Origin of the sequence: Streptomyces sp. NBC_01241, from assembly GCF_041435435.1 — a bacterium.
Lineage (GTDB): Bacteria > Actinomycetota > Actinomycetes > Streptomycetales > Streptomycetaceae > Streptomyces.
This window is the reverse complement of the sequence record NZ_CP108494.1, coordinates 4,952,178-4,964,561: the sequence shown is the minus strand read 5'-3', so window position 1 is coordinate 4,964,561 and position 12,384 is coordinate 4,952,178. Positions and strand designations below refer to the sequence as shown.

Below are 12,384 nucleotides of genomic sequence, written 5' to 3'. Positions count from 1 at the left end.
AGCACGTCGTCGGAGGTGGCAATCCCCCTCCGCTGCTGATCGTCGAGCCAGTCACCGCGCCCGCCCCCGCAGCTCCCCCTTCACCACCTTGCCGCTCGCGTTGCGCGGCAGTTCGTCCACGAACTCCACCGCCCTCGGGACCTTGTAGTTCGCCATTTCCCGCCTCGACCAGGCGATCAGGTCGTCGGCCGTCACCGTCGCGCCCGGTCTGCGTACCGCGTACGCCTTGCCGACCTCGCCCAGGCGGGGGTCCGGAACGCCGATCACCGCCACGTCGGCCACATCCGGGTGCAGGCCGAGGAGTTGTTCGATCTCGGCGGGGTACGCGTTGAAGCCGCCGACGATGAACATGTCCTTGATCCGGTCGGTGATCCGGAGGTTGCCGTCCTCGTCGAGGACGCCCACGTCGCCCGTGTGGAGCCAGCCGTCGGAGGTGATCGTGGCGGCCGTGGTCTCCGGGTCCTCGAAGTAGCCCCGCATCACGTTGAAGCCGCGGACCAGGACCTCGCCGGGGGTGTCCGGGGCGTCGGCCAGGACGCGGATCTCCGTGCCGGGGATCGCCCGGCCCGACGTCGAGGCGATCGTCCGCGCCGGGTCGCCGCGGCGGCACATCGTGACGATGCCGCTCGCCTCGGAGAGGCCGTACGCGGTGAGGACCGTCGCTATGCCGAGTTCCGCGCGCAGGCGTTCCACCAGTTGGAGCGGAACGACCGCCGCGCCCGTCACGACCAGGCGGAGGGCGGAGAGGTCGTGGGCGTCCCGGGCCGGGTGGTCCAGGAGGGACTGGTGGAGGGTGGGCGGGCCCGGCAGGACCGAGATGCGTTCGGCGGCGATGTTGGCCAGGACCGTATCGACGTTGAACACCGGTTGCGGGACCATCGTCGCGCCCCGCATCAGGCACGCGATGATGCCCGCCTTGTAGCCGAAGGTGTGGAAGAAGGGGTTCACAATCAGATAGCGGTCCCCCTCGCGCAGATCCGCCAGCTCGCTCCAGATCGCGTAGCAGCGCAGGGTCTGGGCATGGGTGATGACCGCGCCCTTGGGCCGGCCGGTGGTGCCCGAGGTGTAGATGATGTCGGAGGGTGCCGAGGGGGCGATGGCGGCAGCCCGGGCCCGTACCGCCTCCGGCGCCACCCCCTCCCCCGCGGCCAGGAAGTCCTTCCAGGTGACGTAGTCGTCCGGGGCGCTGTCCGCCAGTACCACCACCCGTTCCAGGTGCGGGAGCGGTACGTCGGCCCGGCGCAGGGACGCCACGTACGACGTGCCGAGGAAGGTCCCCGTGACGAACAGCAGTTTCGCCCGGCTGCGCTGCAGGATGTACGCCGCCTCCGCGCCCTTGAAGCGGGTGTTGAGGGGGATCAGGACGGCCCCGGCCGTGACGGCGCCGAGCGCGGAGACGATCCAGTCCAGGGTGTTCGGGGCCCAGACCGCGACCCGGTCCCCCGGCTCGACGCCCGAGGCGATACAAGCGGCGGCGGCCCGATCGACGCGGTCGCCGAGTTCGGCGTACGAGATCCGGGTCCGGCCCTCGACGACCGCCTCCCGGTTCCCGTACCGTCGCGCCGCCGCCCGTACCAGCTCCGGGATGCTGCCCCACTCCTCGTCGCCGCGCATCGTTCGCCCTCTCTGACGCAGTAGCCGACCCATTAGCTGACTAACCGTCAGATTAGCTGTAGCCTCAGCCGCTGTCAGCAGTCATGACGGTCTCGGAGGTGGCGGTGGCGGCACTCAAGGACGTGACAGCGATAGCCGGCATAGGGCAGACGGCCTTCGCGAAACAACTCCCGGAATCGGAGAAGACCTTGGCCTGCCGGGCCATCGTCGCGGCGCTCGATGACGCGGGCATCGACGCCTCGGAGGTGGACGCCTTCGCCTCGTACACGATGGAGGAGACCGACGAGGTCGAGATCGCCAAGTCCATCGGTGCGGGCGACGTCACCTTCTTCAGCAAGGTGGGGTACGGAGGCGGCGGTTCGTGCGCGACGATCGCGCATCTCGCCGCGGCCGTGGCGACCGGGCAGGCGAGTGTCGGTGTCGCCTGGCGCTCGCGGAAGCGGGGATCGGGGCCGCGGCCCTGGAAGAACACCGCCGTACAACTGCCCACCCCCGCCCAGTGGACCCGGCCGTACGGACTGCTGCGGCCGGCCGACGAGATCGGGATGCTGGCGCGGCGGTACATGCACGAGTACGGGGCGACCCGCGACCATCTCTTCAACGTCGCCCTCGCCTGCCGCAACCGTGCCAACCAGAACCCGGACGCGGTGATGTACGAACGGCCGCTGACCCGCGACATGTATATGACCTCGCGCTGGATCAGCGAGCCGCTCTGCCTCTTCGACAACTGCCTGGAGACGGACGGCGCGCTGGCCTGCGTCATCGTCTCCGCCGAGCGGGCCCGCGACTGCCGGCAGAAGCCCGTCTACATCCACTCCGTCGCCCAGGGGCTGCCGGCCCAGCACCACGGCATGGTCAATTACTGGAACGACGACCCGCTCACCGGTCCCGCCTGGACGGCCGCCCGGCAGCTGTGGAAGCAGGCCGACTTCGGCCCCGACGACGTGGATGTCGCGCAGATCTATGACGCGTTCACCCCGCTCATTCCGCTCTCGCTGGAGGGTTACGGCTTCTGCGGGCGCGGCGAGGGTGCCGCGTTCACCGAGGGCGGGGCGCTGGAGAGTGGCGGGCGACTGCCGATCAACACCGGCGGCGGCGGGCTCAGCGAGGGGTACGTGCACGGCTTCAACCTGATCAACGAGGGCGTGAAGCAGTTGCGCGGCGTCTCCACCGCCCAGGTCCCGGACGCCGGTACGTGCCTGGTCACCGCCGGGGAGGGTGTGCCCACCTCCGCCGTACTGCTGAGGAGTTGAGGAGCCGACATGGATGCTCTGCTGATGCCCGTCGTGGACGAGGACGGCGCCCCCTTCTGGGAGTACGCGGCCCGCGGCGAACTCCGCGTCCAGGCGTGCGCCGCCCCGGAGTGCGGACGGCTCCGCTTCCCGCCGCGGCCGTGCTGCCCGCACTGCCGGTCCTTCGCGAGCGAGTGGCGGCCGATGAGCGGACGCGGCCGTATCTGGTCGTACGTGCTGCCGCATCCGCCACTGCTGCCCGCGTACGCCGCGCAGGCCCCGTACAACGCCGTCGTGGTCGAGCTGGCCGACGCCCCGGGGATCCGGCTGGTCGGGAACGTGGTGAGCGGTCCGGACGCCCCGCTGGACTCGGTCGATCCGGGACGGCTGCGGATCGGGGCGCCGGTGCGGGCGGTGTTCTGCCCGTCCGGGTCCGGGGTGACGCTGGTGCGCTGGCTGCTGGAGCGGTGACCGGCGATGACACTGCGGACGGAGACGGACAAGGAGACCGGGGTCGCGCTCGTCACCCTGGACCGGCCCGAGAAGCACAACGCGATCGACCTGGCAACGGCCGCCGAACTGACCTCCGCCTGGCGGGCGTTCCGCTTCGACGACGGGGTGCGGGCCGTCGTCGTCACCGGTGCGGGCGGCCGGGCCTTCTGTACGGGGATCGACCGGGGCGTGACGGTGCCGCAGCCCTCGTCCCCGTACACGATCGACGATCCGCTGATCGCGATCGGGCCGAAGGCGAACGACCTGTGGAAGCCGGTGATCGCGGCCGTGGAGGGGATGGCCTGCGGCGGGGCGTTCTATCTGCTGGGCGAGGCGGAGTTCGTCATCGCGTCCGAGGAGGCGACGTTCTTCGACCCGCACACCACGTACGGCATGGTCAGCGCGTACGAGGCGATCTCCATGGCCCAGCGGATGCCGTTCGGCGAGGTGGCCCGGATGTCCCTGATGGGTACGGCCGAACGGGTCACGGCCCGGCGGGCGTACGAGACCGGGCTGGTCAGTGAGGTGACGGCGCCCGGCGACGCGGTGGCGGCAGCGCTGCGGGCGGCGGCGGTGATCGCCTCGTATCCGACGGAGGGTGTGCAGGGAACGGTCCGGGCGGTGTGGTCCGCGAGGGAGGCAGCCAGGGCGCAGGCCATGGCGCACGCCCCGCACCTGATCGCGCTCGGGAACCTGGCGCCGGAGCGGCAGGCCGAGCTGTTCCGGGGGCGGGGCGGCAGCGGCTTCCGGCTGCGCTGAGGTCAGTGAGTCAGCTCGGCCTCCACCCGGCACGTCTTCACCTTGGAGACCTTGCCCGGGCTGTCCATCCGTACGGAGACGGTCTTCGTCTCGCCGCCCTCGGCCTCCACGCTCGCCTCACCGCGGTCGATGGTGTTGCCCCGCGCGTCGAGGAAGGCCACGTCGACGTCGTACGTGTGTGAGCCGAGGGCCTCCGCCGTGAGTTTGACGGTGGAGGTCGTGACGGCCTTGCGCTTGCCCTTGCGGGGCTGGGCACAGCGCACGACGTACGCCTGGGGCGCGTCCGAGGCGCTCGGGGCCGGTGTCTCGTAGCCGACGTTGCCGGAGGAGCCGCTCGACGAGTCGTAGCTGTCGTTGTTGTCGTTGTCGTCGTAAGTGCTGCGGTGGTAGCCGCCGTTGCTCTTCTTGGAGTTGGAGCAGCCGCCGCCGCTGCCGCTCGATCCCTTGCTCTTGCCGCTTCGGCCGCCGTGACCGGAGGTCGAGAAGCCGGTGAGCGCGAGTACCACCACGACCAGTACCGCGGAAAGCCTTATGTGCTGCCGCATCATCGATGCAGCCCCCCTTGAGTTGTGGTCCGTCTCTGCTGCTGTCGAACGACCGCGCGACACCGTAGCGCACGGATGCGGGCGTCAGAGGCCAGGCGTAGCGTCGGGGGCGGTAGCGGTACAGACCCGTGACGCCGGTCCGCGCACACGCAGGAGGCCGATGATGATCCGCAACGTCCTCGGCTCCTTCCTCGCTCTCCTGGGAGCGGCGGCCGCCGTGCTGAGTCCCTTCCGTCAGTGGTACGACGGCCGTCTCGGGCGTCACTACCGGGTCGACGAGCTGTTCACCGGTATCACCGGCAACCGGCCCGGACCACTGAGTTCGATCCTGGTCGTCTTCCTCTTCGCCGCTCTGCTGACGGTGGTCGGCGTGGTACTGCGGTCGCGGCTGCTGGTGGCGGCCGCGGGTGTGGTGACGCTCGGGTTCACCGTGCTGTGGATGGTGCGCCAGGGGGAGGCGGTGGGCAGCCTGACGGTCTCGGGCGACGGTTCCGGGCTGCGGTGGGGAGCCGCGGAGGCGACGGTGGGCGCGGTGCTGATGCTGCTGGGCGCATGGGTGATGCCGGGACGGCGCGGTGGCGGGCGGCGGCCTGCCCGCGGGGGCCATGACCAGCCGTACCCCGTCCCCGATTCCAAGAACCCGGACACCTGGCCGCCGACGCAGGAGCCGGGGCCTTCCGTACAGACGAGTCCGTTGCCGGAGCCCGAGCCGGACCTGTACACGGGGCCGCCTCCGGAGGACCGCCGCCCTGGTCCGGAGGACCAGGACACGCCCCCGCACCCCGTCCTGCCGGACGAGGGGCCCGAGGGGCGCGGTCCGCGCCGCCCTCCGTCCTCCTGAAGCCCTCCGTGTGAAGCCAGCCCTCCGCGCCGAGGGTTGTGCCCTCGAGCGCCGGACGGGCTTGATGTGGCCGACGCGCTACGCCCGGGCCCGGTTGCCCGTGCCCGTGCCCGTGCCCGTGCCCGTGCCCGTGCCCTTCAGCGCGTCCAGCGCGTACACGCAGCGGTCCTTGCTGCACGCGTAGACGACACCGCCCCGGGCGACCGGCGAGCCGGTGATCTCGCCGCCCGTCGCGAGCTTCCAGCGGAGCTGGCCGCCCGCCGCGTCCAGGGTGTACAGGACGTGGTCGGCGGAGCCGAAGTGGACCCGGCCGTCGGCGACCACCGGGGCCCCCACCACCTCGCCGCCCGCCGCGAACCGCCACTTCGGGGTGCCGGTGACCGCGTCGAGCGTGTACAGGGCGCTGCCGCTGCCGACGTGGACGTTCCCGGCCACCACCAGGACCGGTTCGATCGACTGCCGGGCCTCCGTGGCGATGCGCCAGCGGTCCTTGCCGGTCGCGGCGTCGAGCGCGTACACCGTGCCGAGGTAGTCGGCCAGGTACACACCGCCGCCGGTGACGGCGGGCCCCGGCGCGAACGCGGGCGGGGAGAGGAAGACCGCGGGCGACTCGAAGTGCCAGCGGACATGACCGGACACCGTGTCCACGGCCAGGACCCGGGCCCCGGCGCTGACGTACACGAAGCCGTCCGCCGCCGAGGTCACCCGGACCGGCACTCCACCGCAGGAGGCGGCGTCGCCGATGGGGTACGACCAGCGCTCGATGCCGGTACGGGCGTCGACGGCGCGCAGCCGGGCGTCCTGCCAGAGGTAGACCGTGCCGTCGTGGATCACGGGCCCGGCCTCCGGCGTCTCGAAGTCGGTCTGTACGCCGCCGTTCTCCCACAGCTTCTCGCCCGTGGACGCCTCCCACGCCTGGACGCCGCCGCCCCGGGTTCCGGTGACGACGGTGCCGCGGTCGGCCTTGAGGGAGTACACCCAGGCATCGGTCTGCAACCGCCACCGTTCGGCGCCGGTCGCCGCGTCCAGGGCGTACAGCGACGGTCCGTCGGAGGCGTGGATACGGCCGCCCTCGACGGCCATCACCCAGGCCACGTCCCGGGTCTTGAACTGGCGCCTTCCGTTGCCGACGTCCAGGGCGTGCACCTCGAACGACGTGACGTAGAGGAGGTCCCCGGCGACGACGGGGGTCCCCCAGACGTCGTTGGACATCCGGAACCGCCAGGGCCGCCATCGGTCGGGGCCCGGGGGCGCGGACTCGGGGGCATGCGCGGGCCCGGGCAGGGGGGCGGGCGGGGCGGCGGGGACCGCGCCGTTCACCCCGGCGGGCGGGCGCACCCAGCCGGTCGCGGGGCCGGCGTCCGCGGTGGCCGTGGCGGCGGCCCGGACGTCCTGGGCGCGCGGGCCGGGGCCGATCGGCACCTTCGCCCCGGGCAGCCGCACCGGACCGCCCCCGTCGGGCAGCCGGGCCGCGGCGGCGGCCGGGGAGCGCAGGTCGGCGCCGCTGCGCCAGGTGGTGTACCGGTCGGCGCCGGGCGGCTGCTGGGGCGGCGGCGGCATGGGGGCCGGGGCGGGAGCGGGAGCGGGAGCGGGTGCCTGAGCGGGCGCGGGCGCCGGAGCCGCGACTCTGCGGCCGCCGCCGCGGCGCAGCTCGATCATCGCGGTCGCGGAGGTGGGCAGCCAGGCCGAGGCCGTACCGCTGTCGTCGCCGCCGGAGGCGAAGAGATGCGGGGCGAGCTGGGCCTGCAGGTCGGCGGGGGTGGGCCGCAGCCCGGCGTCCATCTGCATGCAGGAATCGATCAGCGGCCGCAGCTCGTCGGGCAGACCCTCCAGGTCGGGGCCCTCGCGCAGCAGCATGAAGACCGTCTCGACGGGATTGGCACCGTGGAACGGCGCATGGCCGGTGGCGGCGAAGACCAGCGTCGACCCGAGCGAGAAGACATCGCTGGCCCCGGTGACGCTGCGCGAGTCCCGCGCCTGCTCGGGCGACATGTACGCGGGCGTGCCGACGGCGACGTTCGTCATGGTCAGCCGGGTGTTGGAGACCCCGGACGCGATCCCGAAGTCGATCACCCGCGGGCCGTCCTCGACGACGAGCACGTTCGACGGCTTCATGTCGCGGTGGACGAGACCCGCACCGTGGATCGACTGGAGCGCCTCGGCGATACCGGCGGCCAGCCAGCGCACCGCCTGGACCGGCATGGGCCCGCACTCATTCACTATCTCTTCGAGCGACGGTGCGGGCACATAGGCGGTGGCAAGCCACGGCACGGCGGCCCGCGGATCGGCGTCCACCACCGCGGCCGTGTAGAAGCCGCTGACGGCCCGGGCGGCCTCCACCTCACGCGTGAAGCGGACCCGGAACAGCTGGTCCTCGGCGAGCTCCGTACGTACCGTCTTGATCGCCACCCGTCGGCCCGAAGCCGAGCGGGCGAGATAGACCAGCCCCATGCCACCGGCCCCGAGCCGTCCCAGCACCTCGAACGGGCCGATCCGTCTCGGGTCGTGCTGCGTCAGCTGCTCCACCACTTGCCCTGCCACCTCCCCGTACGGGCCTCAGGAACAGAAGCCCGCGAAAACCCGCCCTGTACGGCGTCTCACCACTGGGCACCACCCGGCGGTGCGCACCCCGATTGTTCCTGGCTGAGCCCCTGGTTGCGAACCCGGGGGCCGACCGGGGTGTCCTAGCTCACTCTGCCCTGTTCCCGGACACAGGGGGCTGAAGTACGGCGAATACGGCACCCTGGTCGTCCTGGAGGACCGCCATCCGTCCGTACGGGATGTCGAAGGGCGGCGCGGAGATGCGGCCGCCGAGGCGTACGGCGTGTCCGGCGGTGGCGTTGCAGTCCTGCACGGCGAAGTAGCTCAGGAAGTAGCTGGGCATCTCGGCCGGGAAGGCGTCGGTGATGACGCTGCGCCCGCCGATCGCGGTGTCCGGTCCCGGTTCGGTGCCCGCCGGGGACCACATGCGGAAATCGACGCCGGGTTCGGGGGCGCCGGGCTCGGCGGCACCCGCGGTGTCGAGGTCGGTGCCCTGGAATCCGAAGACCTCCTCGTAGAAGGCGTCGACGCGGTCCTTCTCGCGGGTGTACACCTCGGTCCAGCAGAAGGAAACCGGTTCGTGTCGCTTCTGGAAGCCTTCGCGTTCACCGGCCTGCCAGAGCCCGAAGACCGCTCCGCCGGGGTCGGCCGCCTGGGCGAGCGCTCCGGCCCGGCCGGCCCGCACGGGGTCGGTGATCACCTGCCCGCCGGCCTCCCTGATCCGGGCGACGGTCGCGACGATGTCGTCGGTGGCGAAGTAGACGCCCCATGCGGTGGGCATCCGGCCGTCCTGCTTGGCGGCGAGCGCGGCGACGAGCCTCCCGTCGCTGAAGGCGTCCGCGTACGGGCCGTCGCCGGCCCGGAAGGTCCAGCCGAACAGCTCGCCGTAGAAGCGTTTGCCCGCTTCGAGGTCGGGGAGCTGCACATCCACCCAGCACGGCGCGGATCGCGCGAATGCGGCCATGGGCCCGGGTCCTTCCGTCACAGTCGTACGCGGCGAGTGACGCTCGTCACGGCAAACGTAACCGGCGGCGGCACGCACCGCGCCCCAACCCGTCCACATCGAACTAATTTTCGAGAGAGGACTTCCTTGCCCACGGCTTCACCGAAAGTTATCCACGGAAGTTATCCACAGGGTGTTGATAAGACTTACCTACCCCGCGGGTCGCATCCGTCGATATCCGGCCACTCCCCCCACCCCGCCTGCGGCGCTCCCCATTTGCAGTCGGCCGAATCGCGCTCCGATCCCCCCTCGGTAAGCTGACGGCATGACAGGACAAGTACGCACCGTCGACGGCCGCGTGGCCGGTCGACGCGGACAGGCGACGCGGCAGAAGCTGCTCGACTGCCTCAGCGAGATGCTCAGTTCCTCGCCGTACCGGGACGTCAAAGTCATCGACGTGGCCCGGAAGGCGGGGACTTCACCCGCGACGTTCTACCAGTACTTCCCCGACGTCGAGGGCGCCGTCCTCGAAATCGCCGAAGAAATGGCCAAGGAGGGTGCCGGATTGACCGAACTGGTCGCAGGCCGCTCCTGGGTCGGCAAGGCCGGCTGGCAGACCGCCGAAGAACTCGTCGAGGGATTCCTCGACTTCTGGCGACATCACGACGCGATCCTGCGCGTGGTCGACCTCGGGGCGGCCGAGGGCGACAAGCGTTTCTACAAGATCCGCATGAAGATTCTGAACTCGGTCACCAACTCCCTCACGGATTCGGTGAAGGAGCTCCAGGCCAAGGGCAAGGTCGACAAGGACGTGAGCGCCGCCGCGATGGCGGGTTCGCTGGTCGCGATGCTGGCCGCGGTCGCCTCGCACCAGAAGGGCTTCACGACCTGGGGCGTCAAGCAGGCCGAACTCAAGCCGAATCTCGCACTGTTGGTGCATCTGGGCATCACCGGCAGGAAGCCGACGAAGTAGCGCCGCGCCGGGCCCTTCCCCGTACTGGGGCACCGCGCGGTGATTCCGGGCGCCCCAGGTCCTGTCTCACCGACGGCGGACCACGGAAGTGGTCCGCCGTCGGCGCGCCCGGACCGTTCCGGTGATCACCCCAACAGCCGTTCCCCCACACGGTGTTCGCGCACGCGGCGTCGACGCACACGGCGTTCGTGCACACGGCGTTCGTGCACACGGCGTTCGTGCACACGGCGTTCGTGCACACGGCGTTCGTGCACACGGCGTTCGTGCACACGGCGTTCGTGCACACGGCGTTCGTGCACACGGCGTTCGTGCACACGGTGCTTCGTGCACACGGCGTTCGTGCACACGGCGTTCGTGCACACGGCGTTCGTGCACACGGCGTTCGTGCACACGGCGTTCGTGCACACGGTGCTTCGTGCACACGGTGCTTCGTGCACACGGTGCTTCGTGCACACGGTGCTTCGTGCACACGGCGTTCGTGCACCGATTCCGCGTTGCGAATCCGGCGCACCGATTCCGCCTCCGGCCGCCCCAGGCCGCTGCCTCCGGTCGTCTCAGGTCGCGGCGTCGTCCCGGCGTTCCAGCCGGAAGAGCCGGATCTCCCGCTCGATCCGCGCCTGGTATGCCGCGTACGGCGGCCAGAACTTCAGCGCCGCCTGCCACACCGCTTCCCGTTCCGCACCCTTCAGCAGCGTGGCGCGCACCGGAATGTCCCGGCCCTTCCAGTTGATGACGGCCGCGTCGGGACCGGCCAGCAGATTCGCGGTCCAGGCCGGGTGTCCCGTACGGCCGAAGTTGCTGCCGACCAGGATCCAGCTCTGCTCCGCCCCGTTGCCCTTTCCGGACCCCGGTCCTTGTTCCGGCATGCAGGCCAGCGGAGTGGTCCTGGGCCGCCCGCTCCGCGCGCCCGGCACCGTCAGGATCAGCCCCGGCAGCATCCGGGCGCTGAGCAGCACCTTGCCGCGCGTGAGCCGGTGCACCGCACGGTCCATGGCGGGCACGACGTGCGGGGCGATCCTCGCGAACGTGCGGGTCGAGGAGACCTTCTGGATCAGCCGGACGCCGGGCGCCATCAGACCGCCACCTGCCCGGCCGAGCCCGGGGTGACCGGTTTCGGGGCGGCCGGTTCGAGTGCGGCGAAGAGCCCGGCCCGCTGGGCCGCATGGTCGCGGAGCCGGTGGACGGGGCCGAAGAGCAGTTCGTCGGCGGCGGCCCGCTTGAAGTAGAGATGCGCCTCGTGTTCCCAGGTGAAGCCGTTCCCGCCGTGCAGCTGGACGGCCTCGGCGGTGGTGATCCGCAGCGCCTCCAGGGCCTGGGCGAGAGCGAGCCCCCCGGCCGTGGCCGGATCCCAGGCCGCGTAGTACGCGGCGGAACGGGCCGCCTGCACCCGTACGTACAGATCCGCGAGGCGGTGCTTCACGGCCTGGAAGGAGCCGACCGCCCGGCCGAACTGCTCGCGCGCCCCGACGTGTGCGACGGCCCGCTCCAGCGCGCCCGCCGCCGTCCCCACCACCTCCGCCGCGAGCACGGCGGCGGCCCCCTGTCCGACCGCGGCGAGGGCGCCGGTCACGTCCGCGGTGTCGTCCGCGCCGAGCAGCTCGGCCTCCGTGTCGCGGAGTTCCACACGGGCCAGCGGGCGGGTCTCGTCCAACGAGGTCCGGCGGGTGCGGACGACTCCGGCCGCCGTGTCCGGGCGGACCAGGAAGAGGAGCGTACGGCTGCGCGGGAAGCCGCCGGCATGGGCCGCGACCAGGAGGAGCCCCGCGCTGTGTCCGTCGAGGACCTGGTCCGCCTCCCCGTACAGCCGCCAGCCCGCCCCGCCGCCGACCGGCCTCGCCTGGACGCCGCCCGCCCGGCCGCCACCCGCCCAGGCGCCGCCGGTCGGGTCACCGGTGAGACCGAGAGCGGTGCCGAGCGAGCCGCCGGGGACGACCGGCGTCGCGGTCAGTTCCCCGGCGGCGATGCGCGGCAGCAGGGCGGCGCGCTGGGCCCCGGTGCCGAGTGCGACGATCAGGGGCGCGGCGAGTGCGGCGGTGGCGATCAGGGGTGACGGCAGCAGCGCGTGGCCGGTCTCCTCGCAGGCGACGGCGAGGTCAGCGAGGCCGCGGCCGACACCTCCGTACTCCTCCGGGAGGGCGAGTCCGGGCAGCCCGAGGTCCTGGGCGAGCTGCCGCCACAGGGCCGCGTCGTACCCGTCGGCGGTCCGCACGGCGCTCCGGACGTCGTCGGAGCCGCCGTGTTCGGCGAGCAGTTCGCGCAGGGCGCGGCGGATCTCGTCCTGTTCCGCGGTGAAGGCGGCATCCATCGTCGGGCTCCTTCTCATCAGGGCGTTCGGCCTCTGATCTGACGGCCCGTCATGCTAGAGGTGAATCTTCGAGATGCCCAGAGCCGCGCACATCGGCAGCCCATTCGGCGCCCCGCACCTCACCGCCCCGCCCCGCCCC

The 12,384-nt window shown here is 71.9% G+C and carries 11 protein-coding genes; 5 read left to right on the top strand and 6 right to left on the bottom strand.

Annotation, left to right across the window (positions count from 1 at the left end; all coding sequences use genetic code 11):
* Positions 1–51: 51 nt before the first annotated feature.
* Positions 52–1,614: a FadD3 family acyl-CoA ligase gene (locus OG306_RS22210; RefSeq protein WP_266747834.1), complete on the bottom strand. Its 1,563-nt coding sequence runs from the start codon at positions 1,612–1,614 to the stop codon at positions 52–54.
* A 104-nt stretch (positions 1,615–1,718) separates the two neighbouring features.
* Between OG306_RS22210 and OG306_RS22205 the strand changes: the two genes are divergently transcribed.
* Genes OG306_RS22205 through OG306_RS22195 form a run of 3 tightly spaced genes read left to right on the top strand, consistent with a single transcriptional unit; the run spans position 1,719 to position 4,097 of the window.
* Positions 1,719–2,867 carry a lipid-transfer protein gene (locus OG306_RS22205; RefSeq protein WP_266752350.1) on the top strand — a complete coding sequence of 383 codons (1,149 nt, stop codon included), beginning with the start codon at positions 1,719–1,721 and terminating at the stop codon, positions 2,865–2,867.
* 9 nt (positions 2,868–2,876) lie between these two features.
* Complete coding sequence (locus OG306_RS22200) at positions 2,877–3,317, top strand: Zn-ribbon domain-containing OB-fold protein (RefSeq protein ID WP_266905802.1); 441 nt, start codon at positions 2,877–2,879, stop codon at positions 3,315–3,317.
* A 6-nt stretch (positions 3,318–3,323) separates the two neighbouring features.
* Entirely contained in the window at positions 3,324–4,097 is a 774-nt protein-coding gene (locus OG306_RS22195; RefSeq protein WP_266905804.1) for an enoyl-CoA hydratase/isomerase family protein, read from the top strand.
* Between the two features lie 2 nt (positions 4,098–4,099).
* Here OG306_RS22195 and OG306_RS22190 read toward each other — a convergent pair whose 3' ends face one another.
* Positions 4,100–4,645, bottom strand: coding sequence for a hypothetical protein (locus OG306_RS22190; protein WP_266905806.1), 546 nt, complete (start codon positions 4,643–4,645; stop codon positions 4,100–4,102).
* 160 nt (positions 4,646–4,805) lie between these two features.
* On the opposite strand from OG306_RS22190, the gene OG306_RS22185 reads away from it, so the two are divergent.
* Positions 4,806–5,483, top strand: a complete 678-nt coding sequence (locus OG306_RS22185; protein ID WP_266752349.1) for a hypothetical protein — start codon at positions 4,806–4,808, stop codon at positions 5,481–5,483.
* A 78-nt stretch (positions 5,484–5,561) separates the two neighbouring features.
* Here OG306_RS22185 and OG306_RS22180 read toward each other — a convergent pair whose 3' ends face one another.
* Together OG306_RS22180 and OG306_RS22175 are read right to left on the bottom strand one after the other, a co-directional pair.
* Complete coding sequence (locus tag OG306_RS22180) at positions 5,562–8,009, bottom strand: PQQ-binding-like beta-propeller repeat protein (RefSeq protein ID WP_371666265.1); 2,448 nt, start codon at positions 8,007–8,009, stop codon at positions 5,562–5,564.
* A gap of 163 nt (positions 8,010–8,172) precedes the next feature.
* Entirely contained in the window at positions 8,173–8,988 is an 816-nt protein-coding gene (locus tag OG306_RS22175) for a VOC family protein (RefSeq protein ID WP_266747830.1), read from the bottom strand.
* A gap of 304 nt (positions 8,989–9,292) precedes the next feature.
* Here OG306_RS22175 and OG306_RS22170 point away from each other — a divergent pair, with 304 nt between their 5' ends.
* Positions 9,293–9,940 carry a TetR family transcriptional regulator gene (locus OG306_RS22170; protein WP_114245998.1) on the top strand — a complete coding sequence of 216 codons (648 nt, stop codon included), beginning with the start codon at positions 9,293–9,295 and terminating at the stop codon, positions 9,938–9,940.
* Between the two features lie 554 nt (positions 9,941–10,494).
* Here the strand turns inward: OG306_RS22170 and OG306_RS22165 are convergent.
* Both OG306_RS22165 and OG306_RS22160 read right to left on the bottom strand, forming a co-directional pair.
* Positions 10,495–11,013: a nitroreductase family deazaflavin-dependent oxidoreductase gene (locus OG306_RS22165; protein ID WP_266905810.1), complete on the bottom strand. Its 519-nt coding sequence runs from the start codon at positions 11,011–11,013 to the stop codon at positions 10,495–10,497.
* The gene (locus OG306_RS22160) at positions 11,013–12,245 is read right to left on the bottom strand and encodes an acyl-CoA dehydrogenase family protein (protein ID WP_266905812.1); all 1,233 of its coding nucleotides are present in this window, start codon (positions 12,243–12,245) and stop codon (positions 11,013–11,015) included. Before OG306_RS22160 ends, OG306_RS22165 begins: the two co-directional genes overlap by 1 nt.
* Positions 12,246–12,384: the final 139 nt, after the last annotated feature.